The sequence below is a fragment of the Kitasatospora sp. NPDC091276 genome, assembly GCF_040684355.1.
Taxonomy (GTDB): Bacteria; Actinomycetota; Actinomycetes; order Streptomycetales; family Streptomycetaceae; genus Kitasatospora.
The window spans coordinates 47,477-68,903 of sequence record NZ_JBFBFU010000014.1; the positions used below are offsets into that span (position 1 = coordinate 47,477).

17 protein-coding genes are annotated in these 21,427 nt (G+C 74.5%); 9 read left to right on the forward strand and 8 right to left on the reverse strand.

The window, feature by feature from the left end:
- The first annotated feature begins 18 nt into the window (after window positions 1–18).
- Window positions 19–1,599, forward strand: a complete 1,581-nt coding sequence (locus AB0O19_RS19195; protein WP_363620866.1) for an alpha-amylase family glycosyl hydrolase — start codon at window positions 19–21, stop codon at window positions 1,597–1,599.
- A 173-nt stretch (window positions 1,600–1,772) separates the two neighbouring features.
- Window positions 1,773–2,825 (forward strand): hypothetical protein, encoded by a 1,053-nt coding sequence (locus tag AB0O19_RS19200; RefSeq protein ID WP_363620868.1) that lies wholly within the window; start codon window positions 1,773–1,775, stop codon window positions 2,823–2,825.
- Between the two features lie 250 nt (window positions 2,826–3,075).
- Here the strand turns inward: AB0O19_RS19200 and AB0O19_RS19205 are convergent, their stop codons facing one another.
- A complete protein-coding gene (locus AB0O19_RS19205) occupies window positions 3,076–4,608 on the reverse strand; it encodes an amino acid permease (protein ID WP_363620870.1) in 1,533 nt (510 codons plus the stop codon).
- 179 nt (window positions 4,609–4,787) lie between these two features.
- Here AB0O19_RS19205 and AB0O19_RS19210 point away from each other — a divergent pair, with 179 nt between their 5' ends.
- Window positions 4,788–5,555, forward strand: a complete 768-nt coding sequence (locus AB0O19_RS19210; protein ID WP_363620872.1) for an FCD domain-containing protein — start codon at window positions 4,788–4,790, stop codon at window positions 5,553–5,555.
- Window positions 5,556–5,652: 97 nt separating this feature from the next.
- Here the strand turns inward: AB0O19_RS19210 and AB0O19_RS19215 are convergent, their stop codons facing one another.
- From AB0O19_RS19215 to AB0O19_RS19230, 4 genes are all read right to left on the reverse strand, one after another.
- Window positions 5,653–6,417, reverse strand: a complete 765-nt coding sequence (locus tag AB0O19_RS19215) for a (2Fe-2S)-binding protein (protein ID WP_363620874.1) — start codon at window positions 6,415–6,417, stop codon at window positions 5,653–5,655.
- Window positions 6,418–6,573: 156 nt separating this feature from the next.
- Window positions 6,574–8,154: a metallophosphoesterase family protein gene (locus AB0O19_RS19220; RefSeq protein ID WP_363620876.1), complete on the reverse strand. Its 1,581-nt coding sequence runs from the start codon at window positions 8,152–8,154 to the stop codon at window positions 6,574–6,576.
- 492 nt (window positions 8,155–8,646) lie between these two features.
- The gene (locus tag AB0O19_RS19225; RefSeq protein ID WP_363620878.1) at window positions 8,647–10,311 is read right to left on the reverse strand and encodes a peptide-N4-asparagine amidase; all 1,665 of its coding nucleotides are present in this window, start codon (window positions 10,309–10,311) and stop codon (window positions 8,647–8,649) included.
- Between the two features lie 144 nt (window positions 10,312–10,455).
- Complete coding sequence (locus AB0O19_RS19230; RefSeq protein WP_363620880.1) at window positions 10,456–11,358, reverse strand: LysR family transcriptional regulator; 903 nt, start codon at window positions 11,356–11,358, stop codon at window positions 10,456–10,458.
- Between the two features lie 136 nt (window positions 11,359–11,494).
- Here AB0O19_RS19230 and AB0O19_RS19235 point away from each other — a divergent pair, with 136 nt between their 5' ends.
- The gene (locus tag AB0O19_RS19235) at window positions 11,495–12,478 is read left to right on the forward strand and encodes a pseudouridine-5'-phosphate glycosidase (RefSeq protein ID WP_363620882.1); all 984 of its coding nucleotides are present in this window, start codon (window positions 11,495–11,497) and stop codon (window positions 12,476–12,478) included.
- Window positions 12,479–12,481: 3 nt separating this feature from the next.
- Window positions 12,482–13,360 (forward strand): PfkB family carbohydrate kinase, encoded by an 879-nt coding sequence (locus AB0O19_RS19240; RefSeq protein ID WP_363620884.1) that lies wholly within the window; start codon window positions 12,482–12,484, stop codon window positions 13,358–13,360.
- 134 nt (window positions 13,361–13,494) lie between these two features.
- Here the strand turns inward: AB0O19_RS19240 and polX are convergent, their stop codons facing one another.
- The gene (gene polX, locus AB0O19_RS19245; protein WP_363620886.1) at window positions 13,495–15,249 is read right to left on the reverse strand and encodes a DNA polymerase/3'-5' exonuclease PolX; all 1,755 of its coding nucleotides are present in this window, start codon (window positions 15,247–15,249) and stop codon (window positions 13,495–13,497) included.
- Between the two features lie 317 nt (window positions 15,250–15,566).
- Here polX and AB0O19_RS19250 point away from each other — a divergent pair, with 317 nt between their 5' ends.
- The 3 genes from AB0O19_RS19250 to AB0O19_RS19260 all read left to right on the forward strand — a co-directional run bounded on the left by AB0O19_RS19250 (window position 15,567) and on the right by AB0O19_RS19260 (window position 18,493).
- On the forward strand, window positions 15,567–16,271 hold the full coding sequence (locus tag AB0O19_RS19250) for a hypothetical protein (RefSeq protein WP_363620888.1): 705 nt from the start codon (window positions 15,567–15,569) through the stop codon (window positions 16,269–16,271).
- 114 nt (window positions 16,272–16,385) lie between these two features.
- Window positions 16,386–17,075, forward strand: a complete 690-nt coding sequence (locus AB0O19_RS19255) for a winged helix-turn-helix domain-containing protein (RefSeq protein ID WP_363620889.1) — start codon at window positions 16,386–16,388, stop codon at window positions 17,073–17,075.
- Complete coding sequence (locus AB0O19_RS19260) at window positions 17,072–18,493, forward strand: MFS transporter (RefSeq protein WP_363620891.1); 1,422 nt, start codon at window positions 17,072–17,074, stop codon at window positions 18,491–18,493. Before AB0O19_RS19255 ends, AB0O19_RS19260 begins: the two co-directional genes overlap by 4 nt.
- Window positions 18,494–18,570: 77 nt before the next feature.
- Here the strand turns inward: AB0O19_RS19260 and AB0O19_RS19265 are convergent, their stop codons facing one another.
- On the reverse strand, window positions 18,571–19,800 hold the full coding sequence (locus AB0O19_RS19265; RefSeq protein WP_363620893.1) for a GNAT family N-acetyltransferase: 1,230 nt from the start codon (window positions 19,798–19,800) through the stop codon (window positions 18,571–18,573).
- Window positions 19,801–19,910: 110 nt separating this feature from the next.
- A complete protein-coding gene (locus AB0O19_RS19270; RefSeq protein ID WP_363620895.1) occupies window positions 19,911–20,849 on the reverse strand; it encodes a DMT family transporter in 939 nt (312 codons plus the stop codon).
- 304 nt (window positions 20,850–21,153) lie between these two features.
- Here AB0O19_RS19270 and AB0O19_RS19275 point away from each other — a divergent pair, with 304 nt between their 5' ends.
- Window positions 21,154–21,417, forward strand: a complete 264-nt coding sequence (locus tag AB0O19_RS19275; RefSeq protein WP_063350242.1) for a dsRBD fold-containing protein — start codon at window positions 21,154–21,156, stop codon at window positions 21,415–21,417.
- Window positions 21,418–21,427 lie beyond the last annotated feature (10 nt).

Genomic DNA, 21,427 nt, shown 5'->3' on the forward strand with positions numbered 1-21,427 from the left:
GGCAGGAGGACCCACCCCATGACCCCGCCCCGCCCCGGCCCCGACTGGCTGGCCGACGCCGTCCTGTACCAGATCTACCCGCAGAGCTTCGCGGACTCCGACGGCGACGGCATCGGCGACTTCGCCGGCATCGCCGCGCACCTCGACCACCTCGCCTGGCTCGGCGTCGACACCGTCTGGCTCAACCCCTGCTTCGCCTCCCCGTTCCGCGACGCCGGTTACGACGTCGCCGACTACCTCGCCCCGGCCCCGCGCTACGGCGCCACCGAGGACCTGGTCACGCTGGTCGAGGCCGCCCGCCGCAAGGGCATCCGGATCCTGCTCGACCTGGTCGCCGGCCACACCTCCGACCGCCACCCCTGGTTCCTGGCCGCCGCCGAGGACCCGTCCGACCACCGGTACATCTGGTCCGACCAGCGGGTGGACGGCTTCGTCGCCTCGCCCGGTAGCCGACCCGGCTGGTACCGGCCGAACTTCTTCGACTGCCAGCCCGCGCTCAACTTCGGCTACGCGCGCCCGAGTTCCGAGGAGCCGTGGCGCCAGCCGGTGGACGCCGAGGGCCCGCGCGCCAACCGGGCGGCCCTGCGCGACATCATGGCGCACTGGCTCGGCCTCGGCCTGGCCGGCTTCCGGGTCGACATGGCCTCCTCGCTGGTCAAGGACGACCCGGGCCTGGTGGAGACCGCCAAGCTGTGGACCGGGTTGCGGGACTGGCTGGACCGCGCCCACCCGCGGGCCGCGCTGTTCGCCGAGTGGGGCGATCCGGCGGCCGCCGTCGCGGCGGGCTTCCACGCGGACTTCTTCCTGCAGTTCGGCGGTGCCGACCACGGCCTGGCGTTGCGCTCGCTGTGGAACAACGGCGCCGGCACGGTCGAGGAGTTCTGGCAGCAGGGCCCGTGCTACTTCGAGGCCGAGGGGCGCGGCACCCCGCAGGTGTTCCTGGACGCCTGGCGCGCCGCCGCCGAAGCGACCGGGGGCGTCGGCCACATCGCCCTGCCCACCGCCAACCACGACTTCTCCCGGCTGGCCACCGGCCCGCGCACCGACGGGCAACTGGCCGCCGCCTTCGCGTTCCTGCTCACCTGGCCCACCCTGCCGGCCGTCTACTACGGCGACGAGATCGGCATGCGCTACCTGCCCGGACTGCCCGACGTCGAGGGCAGCGTGCTCGGCCCGCGGTACAACCGGGCCGGCTCGCGGACCCCGATGCAGTGGGAGCCCGGGCCGACGGCGGGTTTCTCCAGCGCGCCGCCCGAGCGCCTCTACCTGCCCGTCGACCCGGACCCGCGGCGCCCGGACGTGCTCTCCCAGCGGGCCGACCCGACCTCGCTGCTGCACACCGTCCGGCGGTTGATCGCGCTGCGCCGGGCGCATCCGGGGCTGGGCGCTTCCGGCGGGGTGGAGGTCCGGCACGCCGGGTACCCGCTGGTGTACACCCGGGCCGGACGGTACCTGGTGGCGGTGAACCCGCGCCGGGAGCCGGGGACGGTGCGGCTGGAGCACGACGGGGTGCGCCCGCTGGAGGTGCGGGGCGTGCGGGTGGCGGACGGGGAACTGCGGGCGGACGGCTTCTCGTACGGCGTGTTCGAGCTGTCCTGAGCGCTCGGCCGTGTCCCCTGCTGGGGCGGCCGGCTTTCGATCGGCGTCAGATAGTTGTAAGCTACATCCAAGATAGTTGCATTTACCACCCGATGTGGGTGCATTCAGCACCTCTCATGGTTGCATTTGCCACCTGTCTTGACTAGACGCCACCGGAGGACGGTACGAACGCCATGAGCACACCCCAGACCCCTGCCGCAGCGCCCGCCCTGGGGCACTCGCTCAAGCACCTCGCCCTCCACCTGATCACCCCGCTGCTGATGTGCCTCGGCATGGCGCTCGCCTACCAGGGCGCCTTCCACCAGCCCGAGCCGCACCACCTGAAGGTCGCCGTGGTCGGCACCACCCCGCAGGCGCAGGGCCTGGCGCAGGCGATCCAGGCCAAGGCCGGGGCGGCGGTCGACGTCCGCACCCTGCCCGACCGGGCGATCGCCGAGCAGCAGCTGCGCGACCGCGACCTGGTGGGGGCCTTCCTCCCGGATGCCAGGAGCCCCGAACTGCTCGTCGCCAAGGGGAACTCGGACACCTCGGCGGTGGCCGCCACGGCGGTGTTCACCAACGTCACCGACCGGCAGGGCGTGCCGTTGCACGTCACCGACCTCACCACCCCGGCCGAGGGCGACCCGACCGGCCAGGGCCTGTTCTTCCTGCTGGTCGCGCTGAGCATCGGCTCCTACGCCAGCGTCGCCGTGATCGGCGCGGCCGGCGCCGGGCTGAGCATGCGGATCCGGGCGCTGGTCGGCGTGGCGGTGTCGCTGGTGGTGAGCGTGATCGGGATCGTCACCGCCGGACCGGTCTTCCACGTGGTCGACCACGACCTGGCCGCGGTGTGGGCGCTCGGGTGGCTCTACTCGGCGGGCGTCGTCCTGATCGGCATCGGCCTGCACAGCTTCCTGAAGAGGTGGACCACCCTGGCCATGATGGTGCTGTTCGTGATGCTGAACTTCACCAGCTCCGGCGGCGTCTTCCGGCCCGAGCTGCAGAACGGCTTCTTCGGCGCGCTGCACGGCTTCTGGACCGGCGCCGGCTTCCTGGAGGGCGCGCGCAGCATCCTGTACTTCGACGGCGGCGCGGGCCTCGGCGGGCACGTCGTGACCCTGGTGGTCTGGCTGCTGCTGGGCGGGGCCGCGCTGGTGGCCGCCGCGCTCTACGAGGGGCGCGGGCGCCGGGCGGTGGAGAGCCCGGTGGAGGCCGAGGGGGAGATGGCGGAGGCGGTCGCGGTCTGACCGCACCGCACGCGAGTGCTTCACCCGCCGCTGAGGGCATCGGCACCGGGTGGGGACCGGCGGCCCGCGCCCGGCTCTGGACAAGCCGGACGCGGGCCGGTTTCGCGGCTCCGGTTCCGTGACTCAAGCTCTGTGACTCCGGGTTCCGTGACTCCGGGCTCATGGCTCCGGGCTCATGACGCGCCTTCGGGGTGCCCGTCGTCCGGGAGGCGGTCGAGGGCGGCGACGGGGATTCCTCCAGGGGTGAGGGTCATCGGGCGTCCCCGGCGGGGGCCGTCGCGTCGCCGGACGGGGCGTCGCCGCGCAGGTGCGGGCGGGCCAGCAGCAGGTAGAGCCCGCCGGCCGCGAGCACCGCCACGGCCGAGAGCAGCACGAGGTAGTCGTCGTACCAGGCGGCGTCCGGGGTGCGGCCCCAGCAGATGTTGACGATCGCGGCGAGCCCGTACACCAGCGCGCCGATGTTCACCGCCAGGCCCCAGCGGCCGAGCCGGAAGTCCCCGCTCGGGCGCCAGCCGCGCAGCCGGGCGCGCAGAGCGGCCAGCACCACCATCTGGAAGGCCAGGTAGATGCCGATGCTGGAGAAGGAGATGATCTTCGTCAGGGCGCCCTCGGAGAGCGCCGAGGCGCCGACGATGATCACGCCCGGCACTGCCGCAGCGAGCAGCAGCGCGTACGGCGGTACCCGCAGGCGGTCCGAGACGGTGGCGAGCAGCCGGCTGCCCGCGATCATCCGGTCCCGGGCGAAGGAGTACGCCAGCCGGCTCGCCGCCGCCTGGAGGCTCAGCACGCAGGACAGGAAGGAGATCAGCACCACGCCGATCACCACCCGGGCGCCGGTGGCGCCGAACGCGTCGTGCAGCACCGAGGCCACCGGGTCCTTGTCGTCGCCGGAGACCACCGCGCCGATGTCCTGGATCGACATCACCAGCGCCAGGCTGACGCCGATCGCCGCCGCGCCGCCGACGTAGAGGGTGCGCCGCATCGACTTGGGGATCTGTCGACCGGGGTTCGGCACCTCCTCGGCGACGTCGCCGCACGCCTCGAAGCCGAAGAAGAGGAAGACCGCGATCAGCCCGGCGGCCAGGAAGGCGTCGGTGTACGAGCCGCCGCCGCCCGCGCCGAAGCGGTCGAAGACCACACCGAGCCCGTGGTAGCGGTGGGTCAGCAGCAGCCAGGCGCCGACCGCCAGGGCGCCCAGCAGCTCGGCGGCGAAGCCGAACACGGCCGCCGCCGACAGCACCTTGGTGCCGCCCAGGTTGATCACGGTGGCGAGCAGCAGCAGGCCGAGCGCGCACCAGACGGTCGTCGCGGTGCTCGGTTCGACGCCCAGCAGCGCGGCCACGTACGGGCCGGCGCCGTAGGAGACCGCCGCGATGGTGGACATCAGCGCCAGCAGGTACACCCAGCCGGTCAGCCAGCCCCAGGTGCGGCCCCAGAGCCGGCGCGACCACGGGTACACCCCGCCCGCCACCGGGAACTGGGCGACCACCTCGCTGAACACCAGTGCCACCAGCAACTGGCCGACCCCGGCGATCAGGAAGCTCCACACCATCGGCGGGCCGGCGGTCGCGAGGGAGGAGGCGAAGAGTGTGTACACGCCGACGACCGGGGAGAGGTAGGTGAAGCCGAGGGAGAAGTTCGCCCAGAGGCTCATGTCGCGTTTGAACTCGGAGGCGTAGCCGAGGGCGGCCAGCCGTGCGGCGTCGGCATCGGCGCCGAGGTCGGGGCCCTGAGGGGGGAGGGGGCCGGTCGGGGAGGTGGCACGTGCGCTGGCATCGGTCATGACCTGCTCCTGCTCCTGGGAACGTGGCGTGACGCGTGAGGGCTTACCGGGGGTGGTGCTCGGACCGGGATCGCGGGAAAACATACGAGATCGGGTTTCTAGCGGCAAGGGTGCGTGCCCGACCGGGAGGTACCCTGCCGGAAGCACCCAGTCCGACGGTGATCGAGGAGAGGGTCGGCGTGGCGACGATCGGGAGCGCGACCCCGCTGCTCAGCGCCGTCCTCGCGCCGCTGACCGACCTCGGCCGCGCCGATGCCGTGGCCCGCCGGATCACCGAGGCGATCGCTCTCGGCCTGGTCGCCGACGGGGATCAACTGCCCAGCGAGAACGACCTCGCCGACCAGCTCGGCGTCGCCAACGGCACCGTCCGCGAGGCGCTCGCCCTGCTCCGCGAGGCCGACCTGATCGAGACCCGGCGCGGCCGCAACGGCGGCAGCTTCGTCCGCACGCCCGGCGAGGGCCCCGAACGCCTCCAACTCGCCCGGTTGCGCGACCTCGCCACCGTCGACCTGCGTGACCTCGGCGACGAGGAACTGGCCGTCTCCGGCACCGCCGCCCGGCTCGCCGCCGAACGCGCCCCCGTCGACCTCGCACCCCGGCTCACCCGGCTGGTGCACGACCTGCGCGACGCCGCCGGGCCCGCCGAACAGCGCCGCGCCGACGCCCGCTTCCACATCGAACTCGCCGTCGCCGCCCAGTCCGTGCGCCTCACCCGGCTCGCCGTCCGGCTCCAGGCCGAACTCGGGCCGCTGCTCTGGCTGCCCGCACCGCACGGCCCCGACCAGGAACGGTTCGCCGAGCAGCACCGGGAGATCCTGGTCGCCGTCCTGGCCGGCGACGCGGCCGGGGCCCGGGCCGCCGCCGAGGTGCACACCGTCGCCTGCGTGCACCACCTGGTACGGGGGCACCTCCAGCTGGCGGACGAACGGGGGACGGATGACGGGTGACCGGAGGCCCGGAGGCCCGGTGGTGGGGCGGGCGGCGGTGCCGTCGGCGGCGGCGAACCGGGAGGTGGTCCGGACATGACCTCCACTCCTGGATGTATCAGCCCCGTCTTGGCGCGGGCGGCCGGGTGAAGCAGCAGTCGCCGCAGACCCCGGCGCCCGGCCCCACCCGGTAGTACAGGCAGCAGCTGGTCCGCCGGAAGGCGGCGCCGCGCGGGCCGGTCCGCAGCGTCCCGGTACCGGCCAGCGGCGGGCGCGCGAGCAGCTCCGCCACCAACGCCCTTGCGGGGACCGGTGCGTGGGCGTCCAGGACCCGCAGCGTACCGGCCAGGGCGGAGGCGGCGTTGCCCGACAGCAGCCGGGCGGAGAGCGGGACGGCGGACCGCACCGCCGCCGCCAGCGGCTCCAACTGGCCCACCAGGACGGCCTCGTACAGCTGGTCGGCGAGCGGGAGCGAAGTGGGGAACGGAGCGGGGAGCGGGGGCTCCGGCGGTGCCCAGAGGTCGAGCGGCCCCTGATCCGGGATCCGTACCCAGGCGTGCTCCAGTGTCGGGACCGTACCCAGCAGGACGGCCGCCCCGAGGCCCACCGACCAGAAACGGGCGGCCAGTCCGAGATGCAGGATCGACGCGGCGACCCGGGGCTCGGCGGTGCCGAGCCGCTGCGCCACCACCCGGATCCGCCGGGCCAGCGGCGCGTCCGGCCCGGCGCCGTACAGCTCGGGCAGCGGCCGGAAGCCCGGGGGCGGCCCCGCGCCGGGCGTGGCGGGGGTGTCGAGCGCGAAGTACGGGCCGACGGCGGCGAGTCGGCCGTAGTCGGGGCGGTCGGCGTTCCCGGTGCCGTCGGCGGGGCGGTCGACGGGCATCGGGCGGGCCTCCAGGGCGTTCGGGGGTTCAGGCGTTCGGTGCGCTCGGTGCGTTCGGGCGCGCGGAGGAACGGTACCGCGCCTGTCGGGGGGTGAGCGCGCTGCCGGGGCGGTGGCGCCGGTCCGGGCCGGCGCCACCGCCCCGGGCGCCCGGGGTCAGCGTCCCCGGCCGCCGCCGCGGGCGCCGCGCGGGCGGGTGAGGGTGAAGCGGTCGACGGGGACGAGGTCTCCGTACGGGCCGCTGACGGAGTAGTACGTGACGTCGATGGTGGTCCGGCCGCCGCGCTCGCCCGGGTCGACCTCGAAGGCGGCGAAGCCGTACGGGTTTTCGGCGTCCCGGAAGGCGGACCAGGGGGCGTCCTCGATCACGTACTGCGGGGGCCGCTTGCCGGTGGCCGGGTCGACGGCTCCGACGCCGGTGATGACGCGGGCCTTGGCGGGCTCGAAGAAGAGGTGGTTGGAGGGGGCGGAGGTGCCGCCGCCGCCGATCACCAGGTGGACGGTGCCCCGGGTGGTGTCGATGGTGGCGGTGTCGGTGGCGACCGGGATGGGGGTGCGGGTGTCGGTCTGCTGCTGGCCGCGGATCGGGTGCGAGCGCTCGTAGTGGTGCTCGTGGCCGCAGACCACCAGGTCGACGCCGTACTTGTCGAACAGCGGCACCCAGGTCTCGCGGATGCCGAGGTCGGCGCCGTTGAACTTGTCGGCGGTGGAGATGACGACCTGGTGCATGCAGACCACGATCCAGTCGATCTCGGGGTTCGCGTTGGCGGCGGCCAACTCCCGCTCCAGCCAGCGCTGCTGGGCGCCTCCGGAGTAGCCGTGGACGTAGGAGTCGCCGGCGTCCTGGTAGGCGACGTCGTCGTTGTTGAGGCTGATGACGCGGACCGCGCCGGCGGTGAACGCGTACCAGAGGCCGTGCAGTTCGTCGTCGGAGCCGGACGGGGGGAGGTCGAAGTAGGCCTGGTAGGCGCCGTAGCCGGTCGGGCCGTTGCCGCGCTCGTTCTCGTGGTTGCCGGCGGCGGGCATCCAGGGGCGGTGGCGGGCCGAGCGGGTGTTGTTCTCGAACCAGTCGGACCAGGTGCGGACCCGGTCGGTGGCGAGGTTGGCGTAGCAGAGGTCCCCGTTGACGAGGTGGAACAGCGGGGCGATCCGCTCGACTCCGGCGGTGGTGTCGCCGGCGGCGGGGCTGCCCAGGTTGTCGTTGGCGTAGCCGTTCGCGGTCTTCTTGCCGAGGGTGGGGGTGCCCTGGTCGCCGAAGCTGGTGAAGGTGAAGGCGGCCCGGCCGCGCGGGGCGGTGCGGACGGTGCCGAGCTCCGGGGTGGCACCGTCGTGGACGGCGGCGTACACGTAGTCCGTGTCGGGGTGCAGGCCGCTCAGCCGGGCGTGGTGGATCTGGACTTCGGTGCCGGACTTGGCGTCCCGGTAGGTGCTGGTGTCGGCCTGCACGCTGCGGCCCAAGCCGCCGTGCGAAGTGCCGTACCGGACACGGGGGTTGCCGACCGAGGCGGTGGTGTGCCAGGAGACCACGACCTCGCGCGAGGCGTCCGAGCCGAACTGGAGGTGCAGCCCGGCGACGCGCGGGGCGCCGGAGCGGTCCGGCCGCTCCAGCAGCAGCGGAGAGGCGGCGGCGGGCGTGGCCGCGATGCCGGAGAGGGAGACGGCGCCGAGACCGAGACCGGTGGCACCGGCCAGGATCCCGCGCCGGCTGACGGGGAGATGTCCACTGGAAGCGTTCATGGCCGCCAGCCTCACCGCGCGTCGGTGAACCGCGCCGGGGCCGTGACGTGAACTTCCCGCCGGGCCGCCTCGGCGGCGGACGGGGAGAGCCGGGTCGGCATCGCCGTTCACGCCTGGGAGGCGGGCTACCCGGTGCCGCAGTGACGGGTGCCGCGGCGATGGGCCCCGCGGTCACGGGCGCCGCAGTGACGGGCCCTGCCGCGACGGACGCGTCCACGGAGCCGAGGGGGCGCTCCGTGGACGCGGGGAACCTACGAGGCGGGGGTGGCCTCCGGACATCGTGTCCTCCGGCCGGCAGTTCGATCGTCGACCGAGGTAGTGCCAGTGGCAGACCCTGATCCGTCTCGATCTGTCACCACTGCCTCCTGCGGTCGAACTCCTTCAGCTGCCTCGCAGGTCCACCTCCCATCATGCGCTTCCCACGCCGTGTGCACCAGGGGTCAACCGCCCGAAATCGGATGGATTTCGCAAGTCGGGAGATTCGGGGCGGTGTTACGGCTTCGGCCAGCCGTCGACGAAGGAGAGCGTGCGGTGGTACGGCCCGTCGGGCCCGGTGCTGCGGTAGTCCTCGGTGCTGGTGCCGGTGCGGACGGTGGAGTCGCCGTCGTGGCGGCGGGCGGTGGGGCGCAGGGTGTGGTCGACGGTCGAACGCTCGGTGACGTGGCCGCCGGTGGCCGTGGTGGCCTCGCGGTGGTAGCCGAGGTCCATGGCGGTCCGCTGGTCGGTGTTGCCGGCGGCGTCGTGGGTGACGCGGTAGGTGACGTCCAGCGGTTCGCCCTCGCGCACGGTGGTGGTGCGGTGCGGGCCGCCGCCCCAGGTGGCGGTGGTGCGGGTGAGGTCGGTGCGGTTGTGCAGGGTCACGTCGTTGCCGCTGTCGCGCAGCTGCTGGGTGGAGCGGAAGGCGAGGTCGTCGCGGACCTCGGTGGTGATCCGGCCGTGCGAGGTCTGGACCCAGCCGCGGGCGAGGTCGTGCCGGCCTGCGGTGACGGTCCAGTCGCCGCTGCCGCCGCCGTGGTCGGTGAGCCGGGTGTCGACGGCGGCCTCGGGGGCGACCCGGTGGTCGGTGAGCTGCCCGGTGGTGCGGGCGGTGCCGTGGTCGACGTCGGCGAAGAGGTTGACCTGGCCGGTCCAGGTGTCGTTGTTCTGCGCCTCGGTGGCGTTCACCGCGATGCCGACGGTGTGCGGGCGGCCGTCGAGCAGCAGTCCGACGTAGGGGGTGAGGTCGAGCCGGTAGGCGGGCAGGTCGAAGGCGAAGACGCCGGGGACGGGCCGCCAGAGCAGCGGATCCCACCCGCCGGTGTAGATGACGGGGTAGGGCCAGACCGCGCCGGCCGTCCGCCCGTCGACGGTGAGCCGCAGTTCGCGGAACGGGCCCTTGCCGCAGGAGCCGAGGCCGGGGTTGGCGCTGACGAAGGCGTCGGGCGCGGAGGCGTAGGCGAACTCCTCGCAGGCGCCGCCGCCCCGGGTGTAGACCTCGGCGGTGAGGCGTTCGAGGTTCTGCGGGAAGGTGAGCTCGCGGGTGGCGGCGGGGGCGGCCTGGGTGAGCGCGAACGGCCCGGTGGTGAGCAGGCGGTCGGCGGCGCGGGCGGCGGGCCAGTGGTCGTTCGCGGTGTAGAAGGTGACACTGGCGCTGATGGTGAAGACGCCGGTGTAGGTGGCGTCGGTGACGTTGGCGAGGTCGAGGGAGAACGGCTGCGGGCCGGCGGCGAACAGCGGGGCGTAGCGGGTGAGATCGCGTTCGAGCTTCCATTCGATGCCGTCCTTGGACGGCTCGGGGGTGGAGGAGAGCAGCACCTGGACGCCGCCGACGCGGGCGCTGAAGATGCGGTCGAACTGCCGCCCGGCGACCTGCCCGTGGAGGTCCAGGACCACCGCCGACCAGGGCCCGGCGCAGTCGGCGGGCGGGGTGAGGGTGGTGGTGTACGGGGTGTCGGGCGGGTTGCCGTACCCGTTGCGGAACTGCTGGTCGTGCATCACCTCGACGGTGCAGGAGCGGGTGTCGGGGCGGGTGAGCGGCCGGGTGGCGGTGACCGGGTCGTGGTAGTCGGTGCCGAAGTCGGCGTGGGCGGGGGCGGCGGCGGTGAGGGTGCCGGCGAGGGTCAGGGCGGCGGCGCCGAGGAGGCGGGCGGCGCGGCGAAGCAGCGGGCGGACGGCCAAGGCTGGTCCCCAGGGGTCGGGCGGCCGGCGGGCGCTGCCGCGGGCCGGGTGGGCGGTCCGGGCATCCTTTCGGCGGTGGCATGCCAGCGTCAAGGATTCGCCGGGGGCGCTTCGGGTGCCCGGCGGCGCGGGCCCGGCAAAGCCCTAGTCGACCTCCAGGGCCGCCGCCTCCTGGCGGATCAGGTCGCGCAGGGTGGCCAGCCGGGGCCGGCGGTCGTCCAGCCGCCACTGCATCTCCAGCGGCAGGGTGGCCCGGCCGTCCAGTCGGACGGTGGCCACGTCCTCGGTGAGGTGGCCGGTCATCGAGCCGGGCACCAGCGAGAACGCGCGGTTGCGGGCGAGCAGGTAGAGCCGGGAGCCGACGATCCGCGGCGGGCTGACCAGGACCGGCGGGTCGACGCCGTGGTCCGCGCACAGGCCGAGCACGTGGTCGTAGTAGCGCGGGTGCTGCTCGCGCGGCCACAGCAGCAGCGGCAGGTCGCGCAGTTCGCCGAGGCGCACGCTCGTCCGGCCGGCCAGCGGGTGGTCCCGGCCGAGGGCGACCCGCACCGGCTCGTCGGCGATCCGCTCCAGCCGGTAGCCGGCCACCTCGTCGAGGAAGCGGCCGAGGCCGATGTCGGCGAGTTCGGCGGCCAGCGCGGTGGAGACCTGGCCGGTGTCGACGGCGACCTCGGCGGTGGTGAGCGCGGGCAGCTCCTGTTCGGCGCGGCTGACCACGGCGGGCAGCAGCCGGTTCACCACGCTGGGGGAGGCGACGATCCGGGCCGTCCCCAGCCGGGACTCCTCGTGCAGCCGCACCCGGGCCAGCAGCGTCTCGGCCTGCCCGAGCAGCCGGGCGCTCTCGGCGGCCATCACCTCGCCGGCCTCGGTCAGTGCCACCGAGCGGCGGCTGCGGTCGAACAGCTCGACACCGACGGTCCGCTCCAACCGGGCGACCTCCTGGCTGACCGTCGGCTGGGAGATGTGCAGCCGTTCGGCGGCCCGTCCGAAGTGCAGCGTTTCGGCGACGGTGAGGAAGACCTCAAGCTGACGCAAGGTGAAGCCCATGGCTCAAGCCTAAGCCAACCCATAGGTCCGAGCCTATGGAAAGCCCCAGGACTCATTCTGGATTCCGATGCGAACCGTCCATACGCTGAGCGACACGTTGCCCCACCGCAGTGGCATCTCACAGAGAGATCCGACCATGACCGGACTGCCCCCCAGCACCCCCGAAGCCGCCGGCTCCGCGTCGGCCACCCGTTCCGCGCGGGCCATCCACGTCTCCGAGGAGGTCGCGCAGGCCGTGGCCGACGGCCGGCCCGTGGTCGCGCTGGAATCGACCATCTTCACCCACGGCCTGCCGCGCCCCCGCAACCTGGCCGTCGCGCTGGAGGCCGAGCGACAGCTGCGCGAGGCGGGCGTCGTCCCGGCGACCATCGGCGTGCACGCGGGCGTGCCCACGGTCGGTCTGAGCACCGAGCAGATCACCGAACTGTCCGCGACGGACGGCCTGGACAAGGTGAGCCTGCGCGACCTGCCGGTGGTCGCCGCGCTCGGCCGCCACGGCGGCACCACCGTCGCCGCCACCGCCTTCCTCGCCCACCGGGCGGGCATCCGGGTGTTCTCCACCGGCGGCCTCGGCGGCGTCCACTTCGGCGCCTCCGAGAGCTTCGACGAGTCGGCCGACATGACCACCCTGGCCGCCACGCCGGTCACCGTGATCAGCGCGGGCGTGAAGTCGATCCTGGACATCCGGGCCACCCTGGAGCGCTTCGAGACCTTCAACATCCCGGTCATCGGCTACCGCACCCGCAAGTACCCCGGCTTCTACGTCACCGACTCCGGCCACGAGATCAACTTCAGCGTCGAGTCGCCCGAGGAGGCCGCGCGGCTCATCGAGGCCCGCGACCGCCTCGCCCTGCCGCAGGCCGTCCTGATCGCCAACCCGGTGGACCCCGCCAAGCAGCTGCCGCCGGAGGAACTCGACGGCATCCTGGCCCGCGCCTGGGCCGAGGCCGAGCGCCAGGGCGTCACCGGCAACGCCTCCACGCCGTTCCTGCTCGACCACATCCAGCGCGACACCCAGGGCCGCAGCCTGGAGGTCAACGTCGAGGTCTACCGGGGCAACGTCCGGCTCGGCGGCCAGATCGCGACCGCGCTGGCGGCCGCCGCCCGCAGCGGGGCCTGACCCGTGCTGGGGGTGCTCGGCGACCTCGTCGAGGACATCGTCGTCTGGGTCGACGGCCCGCTGCGGCACGGCACCGACTCCAGCGCCCAGGTCTTCCGGCGGCGCGGCGGCAGCGCGGCGAACGTCGCGAGCTTCGCCGCCGGTCAGTACCCGGCCCGGTTCATCGGCTGCGTCGGCGCCGACCCGGTCGGGGACGGCATCGTCGCCGAGCTGACCGGGCACGGCGTGGACGTACGGGTCGCCCGGCGCGGCCAGACCGGCAGCATCGTGGTCCTGATCGACCAGACCGGCGAACGGACCATGCTGCCCGACCGCGGCGCGGCCAAGCTGCTGGACCGGGTGCCGGACGAGTGGCTGGCCGGCCTGACCCACCTGCACGTGCCCGCCTACTCCTTCGACGGCGATCCGGTCGGCCGCTCCGCGGTGGACGCGTTGGCGCGGGTCCGACGGGCGGGCGGCACCACCTCGGTGGACGCCTCCTCGACCGGCATGCTGGAGCAGTACGGGCGGGAGCGCTTCCTCGCCCTGCTGGCCGAGTTGGCGCCGACCTTCGTGTTCGCCAACCGGTCCGAGGCGGAGTACCTGGGCCTGCTGGTGGGCGGGCTGCCGGGGCCGGAGCGGGCCCGGTTGGCGGCCACCACCGTGGTCACCAAGGCGGGTGCGGAGGCGACCACCGTCGACGTGCCCGGGGACGCGCCGTTCACGGTGCCCGTGCCGCCGGTGAGCGAGGTGCGCGACCTCACCGGCGCCGGGGACGCCTTCGCGGCGGGATTCCTGGCCGGCTTCCTGGAGGCCGGCGACCTGCACCTGGCCGCCGGCCTCGGGCACCGCAGCGCGGCCCGGGTGCTGGCCACGCCGGGGGCCTCGTTCGCGGAGCGGTGACCTCGGGGCGGCGGCGGGGCGGGCTCGGGACCGCATCCGGGCGGCGGCGGGGTGGGCTCGGGGCGGTGTCGAGCTGACCATGCGGTGGGCGGCCCTGTGCCCGGGGGCCGCCCACCGGGTGCCCGGCGGCCCGCTCAGCGCAGGGCGTCCTTGCGGAGGAAGCGCTTCAGCCGCTGCCAGGGCCAGGTGTTGATCACGTCCTCGGCGGTGAGCCAGCCGCGCTGCGCCGTACCGATGCCGAAGCGCGGGTAGGCGAGCTGCCCGGTGGCGTGGGCGTCGCTGTCGATCGCGAAGCGGACGCCGTGCCGCTTCGCCCGCAGGACGTCCTCGTCGCGCAGGTCGAGCCGCTGCGGGGAACCGTTGATCTCGATCGCGGTGCCGGTGCGCGCGGCGGCCGCGAACACCGCGTCCAGGTCGACGTCGATCGGGCCGCGGCGGCCGATCCTCCGGGTGGTGAGGTGGCCGATGACGTGCACGTGCGGATTCTCGCAGGCGCGGATCAGCCGGCGGGTCTGGGCGGCCCGGTCGGCGGCGAAGTGCGAGTGCACGGAGGCCACGCAGACGTCGAAGCCGGCCAGGAACCCGGGCGGCCAGTCCACCCCGCCGTCCGGGCCGATGTTCAGCTCGGTGCCGTGCAGGAGGCGCAGCTTCCGGTGGCGGTCGGCGAGTCGGCGCAGCCGCTCGCGCTGGGCGAGCACCTTCTCGTCCGTCATCCGCTGCATCACCAGGTCCGGTGCGTGGTCGGTGACGGCGTAGTAGGAGTAGCCGCGGGCGGCCGCGGTGTCGATCATCTCCTCCAGGGTGGCCAGGCCGTCGGTCAGGTCGGTGTGCGTGTGCAGGTCGCCGCGAAGGTCCGACTCCTGGACCAGATCCGGGAGTTCACCGCGCAGGGCGGCCTCGATCTCGCCCCGGTCCTCGCGCAGCGGCGGCGCGATCCACGGCAGGCCGAGTGCCGCGTACACCTCGTCCTCGGTCGCGGATGCCACCTTGGCGCCGTCTGTGCCCTCGCCGTCCGCTCCCTCGGGGGCGGTCCGGAACAGGCCGTACTCCGAGAGCTTCAGCCCGGCCCGGACGGCCATCGTGCGCAGTCTGATGTTGTGCGCCTTCGATCCGGTGAAGTAGACGAGTGCCGCGCCCCAGTCCTCCTCCGGGACGACCCGCAGGTCCACCTGCACGCCCCCGGTGGTGCGCACCGAGGTCTTGGTCGGACCGCTCGCGATCACCTCGGCCACGTACGGGAGTCCGGTGAGCGCGGCCATCAGCGGGGCGGAGTCGGCGGCCGTCGCCAGCACGTCGACGTCGCCGACCGTCTCGCGCATCCGGCGCAGCGAGCCCGCGTACGCGCAGCGGGTGCAGCCGGGCACGGCGGACAGCGCGGCGACGAGCTGCTCGGCCAGTTCGGTGGCCGCGTCGAGCAGCGTGCGGCCGCCGGAGCGCCGCAGCAACTCGATGCCGTGCAGGATCTTCTCGCCGCTGCGCTCGCCGAAGCCCGCCACGCCGGACAGCCGATCGGAGCGGACCGCCTCGGCCAGGTCGTCGACGGAGGCGATGCCCAGGTCGCGGTAGAGGGCGAGGGCGCGCTTGGGGCCGACGCCGGGCACGGCCGTCATCTCCCGGACCCCGGACGGGACTTCGGCGCGCAGGGCCTCCAGGGCGGTGATCCGCCCGGTGGCGAGGTACTCGGCGACCTTCTCGGCGGTGGACTTCCCGACGCCGGGGATCTGCTGCAGGCCCTTGGCGTCCAGGCCGGCGACGTCCTCGGAGTGGCCGCCCACCGCGCGGGCGGCCTTCTCGTAGGCCCGCGCCCGGAAGGCGTCCCCGCCGGTGATGTTGATCAGGTCGGCGTACTCCTGGAGCAGCTCCCGCACCTGGTCGTTGAGCCGGGGCATGGGGCCAGTCTAGGGGGGTCTCCGGGCTCCGGCCCGGGCGGCGGACCTCCGGGCGGGCGAAGGGAGTTCGTGAGGCCCGGCCCGGGGCCGACGGCGCCGCGTCGCGGGCCCGCGGCGGGCCGGTGGCCGGGACTGCCCCGCCGGTCGGCGGGTGTGGCGCCGGCCGACCGGCGGGGGTGGTGCCCGGTTCGCGTCCCGGAGCCGGATTGTCACCCGAACGAGTGAGGTGCAGGCTGGCAGCAGGGCCTGGGAAGCGGCCCGCGCCGGTCGGCCGCGGTACTGATGACGGCCGCCGGCGATGCGCGAGGGGCAGGGCGATGGCAAGCGGGAAGCTCTGGGGCTATGTCGCATCGGGGGCCAGGGCGCTCGGCGCCCTCGGCGGGCCGGGTGGCCCCGGCCGCACGGGCGGGCCCGGCGGCGCGGTGGCGGGCGAGGAACCGGGACCGTTCCGACCGGGCGAGATGGCCGGGCCCCGGGAGTTGTCCCGGCCGGAACTGGAGCGCGTCGAGTGGACCGGCCGGCAGGCCGGCTGCGAGCCGCAGGCGCGGCACGTCCAGGTGGCCGAGGTGGTCCGCAAGGTGGTGCGCGGCGGCGGCCGGGCGGCGGCGGTGACGACCCGGCTGGCACCGGGGCTGCCGGTGGTGGCCGCGGACGCCCGGCGGCTGGAGGCCGCGCTCGCCGGCCTGGTCGACCACGCGATCCGGCGCAACCCGCCCGGCGGGCGGGTGCTGGTCCGCGCGGAGGTGGCGGGCGGACCGGGCCCGGCCGCGACGGCCCTGCGGGCGGCCGGGTTGAGCGGGGCGGCGCGACCGCGCGGGCGGGTGGAGATCCGGGTGGCCGACCGGGGGTCGTCCGAGCTGCCCGGGGCGCGGGAGTGGCTGCTCGCGGGCGCCCGCGCCGACGGGCCGGTCGGGCCCGCCGTGCACAGCCTGGTGCTGGCGGCGGGCGGGCGGCTGGCGGTGGAGGCCACGCCGGGCGGCGGGCTGACGGTGGTGCTGCTGCTGGTGGTCGCGCACGACTGACGGAAGGCCGGCGGACGGTCGGCGCGCGGCCCTTCGCGACCCTGTCGCTCACCGCAAAGACTTCTTCGCAAAAAACCCTTTGCAAAGATGTCTTTGCGGTTCTACGCTCCTGCCATGACCGATGAACGCGGCTGGATGCACAGCGATGACCCCCACATCGTCCTCACGGCCAAGGGCATGCGGGCGATGGCCCACCCCGTGCGCATGCAGCTGGTCGGGCTGCTGCGCAAGCACGGCCCCTCCACGGCGACCAGGCTCGCCGAGCAGCTGGGGCTCAATTCCGGGGCGACCAGCTACCACCTCCGCCAGCTCGCCGCCGCGGGCTTCGTCGAGGAGGATCCCGAGCGCGGAAACGCCCGTGAGCGGTGGTGGCGTGCGGCCCACAAGTTCACCGTCTGGACGGGTGACGACATGGCCGACGAGGAGCCCGACACGGCCGTCGGATTCCTCCGGTCCGTCCTCACCGCCCACGCCCTGACCGCACAGCGGTCGGTCGACGCCTTCGAGACGATGCCGCGGGAGTGGCGCAAGGCGGTCGGCCTCAGCGACGTGCTGTTGCAGCTCACCCCCGAGGAGGCCGAGCAACTGGCCGCTGAGCTGTCCGCGGTGGTGCGGCGCTACCGCGCGCTGGACGCGGAGGGGCCGACCCCGGAGGGCACCGAGCGGGTCTCCGTGGTCGTGCACGTGCTGCCCGACGCGAGCGTCGGCACCGGTGCTGGTACCGACACCGATACCGACACCGGCGCTGGTACCGACAGCGACAGCGACACCGACACCGACACCGGTGAGGCGGGGTCCCGATGACCACCGTCGCCGACGCGCCCGCGCGTAGCCTCCGGCCGCTGGTCGGGGTGCTCTCCGCGATGGCCGTCTCCATCACCGGGACGCGTGTCTCGGCCATCGCCCTGCCCTGGTTCGTCCTGGCCACCACCGGCAGCGCCACCATGACGGGCCTGGTCGCCTTCGCCGAGATGGCGCCGTACGTGCTGGTCAAGGCGCTGACCGGGCCGCTGGTCGATCGGCTCGGGCCGCGGGTGGTGTCCTGGACGACGGACTTGGTGAGCGCCGTCGCGGCCGGGCTGGTCCCGCTGCTGCACGCCTTGGGGCTGCTGCCGTTCGGGGTGCTGCTGGCGATGGTCGCGGTGATCGGCGCGATGCGCGGCCCGGGGGATCTGGCCAAGTCGGTCATGGTCCCGGAGGCCGCCGACCGCGCCCGGGTGCCGATGGAGCGCGCCACCGGTCTCTCCGGCGTCACCGAACGGCTGGCTTCCACGGTCGGTCCGGCGGTCGGTGGCGGGCTGGTCGCGCTGATGGGCCCGCTGGCCGGGCTGGCGCTCAACGCCGCCACCTTCGCCCTGGGGTCCCTCGTCATCGTCTTCGCCCTGCCGCGCGGGATGGGGCGCGCGGCGGCCCTGGCACCCGTCGGCGAGCAGGTCGCCGGGGCCGAGTCCGAGGCCGAGTCCGGGGCCGAACCGGTGGGTTACTGGCGGATGTTCCGCGAGGGCTTCACCTTCCTGCGCTCCGATCCGCTGCTGCTCACCGTGACGGTGCTGGTCGGCATCACCAACCTGCTCGACGCCGGGTTCATCACGGTCCTCCTCCCGGTCTGGGCGCGGGAGTCGGGGAACGGCCCGGCCGCCATCGGGCTGACCGGCACCGCCGGGGGGATCACGGCGGTCGTCGGCAGCCTGATCGCGGCGGCCGTCGCCCACCGGCTGCCCCGCCGGACGGTGTTCTTCGCCGGCTTCCTGCTCGTCGGGGCCCCGCGCTTCCTGGTGCTCGCGTGCGGCGCGCCGCTGTGGGTGGTGCTCACGGTCTTCGCGGTCGGTGGCTTCGGCGGCGGTTTCCTCAACCCGATCCTCGGCGCGGTGCTCTTCGAGCGGGTGCCCCGCCACCTGCTCGGCCGCGTCCACGCCCTCGGCGACTCCCTCGCCTGGGCCGGTATCCCGCTCGGCGGCCTGCTGGCCGGCGCAGCGGTCGGCCTCGTCGGGCTGATACCCACCCTGGTCGCGGGCGGCGCCCTCTACTTCGCCTCCACCAACCTGGCCGGGTTGCGGCCGGAGTGGCGTGAGATGGACCGCCGGCGCGGCCGGACGGGCACCGCCGACGAGGCGGAGCCCGAGCCGGTGACGGAGCCCGAATCCGAGCCCGAGCCGGGGACAGGGCCTGAGCCGGCGACGGAGCCCGAGCTTGCGCCCGCGTCGGTCCCGGCGCGCCCGTAAGCCTGTCGCACAGGGGCGGCGAGGCGAGCGTGCGGGCGGAACCAGCCGGTCAGAACCAGTCGGGCAGAACCAGCTGGTCAGAACCAGTGCAGGCAGTGCGGGGCGCGCTCGGCGCTGAAGAGGGCGTCGGCGAGGGCGGCCGCGCCCGGGCGGTGGGCCCGGATGTGCCCGGCCCGCACCAGCGTGCTCGGGGTGGTGCCGCCGAGGTAGACCGAACCCAGGTCGCTCACGTCCAGGGACAGGTCGGGCTCCCGGTCCGTCGGGACGCACTCGGCCTTCCCGTCCCGGACGGTCAGCAGGTAGCGGCCGTGCTCGCCGAGGAACGGGTCGTCGACGTCGAGGACGAGCTCGCCGTCCACGAACCAGCCGCGCGAGGTCAGCGCCCGCGGGACGTCCAGCAGCCGCACCCAGAGCCAGTCGGTGCTGCTGCTCCCCTCGCCGGCGTTGAAGTCCGCAAGCTGCCAGCGCAGCGGGTGGTCGGACGGAACGTGCTTGAACACGACCTGGGAGACCAGGTCGTGTTCGAGCGCGAACCGGGCCAGGGCCGTGGCGACGGCGTCGTCGGTGGCGATGGTCTCGTCGACCGTCAAGGTGCCGTCGCCGAGCGAGTAGCAGGCGTAGCCGTCCGGGACACCGTCGGCATCCCGGTGGACGGCGACGTAGCGCGACGCCGAGGAGACCGGGGGCCGGCCCGCGCCCAAGGCCCACCAGCGGTGCGGCCGGGACAGTGCGCCGGGCTGTGCGCGGCGGTACCGGTCGTAGACCGCTTCCAGGATCTCGCCGCACTCGGCCCGCCGCAGCAGCTCGATCGAGCCGGTGCCCGGGCCGGGCGCTGCAGTGTCGGCCGTTCCGCGCGCCCGGGGGAGGGCGAAGGCGGCCTGATGGCGCGGCACCGTCAGCCGCTGCGTGTAGGTCGCCGGTCCGTAGCCGAACCTGCGGTAGATCACGGCCTCGGAGGCCAGCAGTACGGAGAGGAACTCCCCGCGGGCCCGAAACTCGGCGAGCTGGCGCCGCATCATCGCGGTGAGCACGCCTTGGCGCCGGTGCGAGGGCAGGACGCCGACGCCGGTCACCCCGCTGGTGGGGACGAGGGCCTCACCGGGCAGGGTGAGCTCGAAGGTGTACGCGCCGGCGGTGCCGACGGGCCGCCCGTCCGCCGTCACGGCGAGCAGGTTGCGGTCCATCTCGGTCGCCGACCACCAGAGCCCGCCGCCGTCGGCCGGGGTTTCCGGGAAGAGCCCGAACGCGGCATGGAGCGTGTCGACGTAGACGTCGAGGTCCTGATCGGTTGTCGGACGGATCTCCATCGCTGCCGCTTCCTCCCTTGGATGACGACGGCACCACGGCCCGTGTGCCTCGCCACAGTGCAGCGTTGACCCGTGGCCCGGTCAAGCGAATTACGCTCCGGCACCGGTAGTCAGGCCGGACCGTTTCCCGGACGGCCTCCGGGGCCTTCCTCGGGCCGCTCGTCCTCCGGTGGCGCCCCGACGCTCTCCGGGGCTTCGCGGACGCTGCCCGGCATCGCCGGGTGGCGGCCGATCACGATCACCCCGACCACGATGGCCAGCAGTCCGACGGACTGCCAGGCCAGCGCACCCGGCGTGACCCGCAGCCGGTCGCCGAGGAAGCCGACCGCGCAGGCGATCCCGGACAGCGGCTGGGCGGCGGTCAGCGCCGGCAGGGACATCCGCAGCGGCGCGGCCTCGAAGGCGCTCTGCACCAGCAGCAGCCCGACCACGCCCGCCGCCACCACCGCGTACGGCTGCCAGCTGCGCAGCACCGCGTCCAGCCCGCTGTGGTCGAGGCGCTGGGTGGTGGTGCGGGTCAGCGCGTCCTGGAGGCCGTAGAGCAGACCGGCGGCGAGGGCCAGCAGGGTGGCCTCCTCGAACAGCGGCAGCCGCCGGGCCAACGAGACCAGTAGCAGGGTCAGCCCGACCACCGTGCCGACCACCAGCCAGTGCCGCAGTTCCCCGGCGGGCGCACCGCCGCCGGTGGGCCGGCCGGCCACGATGAACGCCGTCACCCCGAGGCCGAGCAGCAGCACCCCGGCCCAGCCCGAGCGGCCGAGGGTCTGGCGGGTCAGCACCCGGGAGAGCGCCATGGCGAACAGCAGGTTGGTCGCGAGCAGCGGCTCGACGAGCGAGACCTCGCCCTGGTTGAGGGCGAGCGCGGACAGGATCAGTCCGCACACCATGAACCCGGTGCCGAGCAGCCACTCGGGCATCCGCATCAGGTCCAGGAGCAGCCGCCAGTGCAGCAGGTCGGCACGGGGCGCCCGCTGCGCCGCGTGCTGCTGGAGGACGAAGCCGAGGCCCAGGCAGCAGGCGGCGCCGAGGGCGAGGAGGAAGACCGCCACGGAGGGACCACCCGGTTGTCACTGCCCGCGCCGCGCCGGCGGGTCCGGGTTCGGTCGGCGGTCGCGGCGCGCTCCCGTCAGCGTACCGCCGGGGCGGCGACGCGGCCCGGCCGGCGGCGGAGAGCAGCCGCGGCCGGGAGACCCGTGGTGGGGGAACTGGTTCCTGGGCCGGGTCGGCAGCCCCGGGCCGGGCCCGCTTGCCGCCACGGGCCGGACGGGCGCACGCTGGTGTGAGCGGCCGCCACGGCTCACCGTCCGTGCCGGTCCGGACAGGCGCGAGGGGGCCGCTGCCAGGAGGTGTGGCATGCACAACCAGTGGGACGTGGAGCTGAGCTTCGAGGAAGACGGAGTGCACACGGCGTGCGAGGCCAGGCTGACCGGTGCGCGGGCGCCGGGCTTGCGCGCCCACGGGGAGTCGATGAAGAGCACGGACGACCGCCCGCTCGCCAGGATCGGTGAGGAGGTCGCGGCCTCCCGAGCCCTGGAGGAGCTGTCCCGCAAGCTGCGGGCGCAGGCCACCGGGGAGATCGACGACGAAGGACACCGCCCGGGGTACCTGATCTACTGATCCTCGCCCC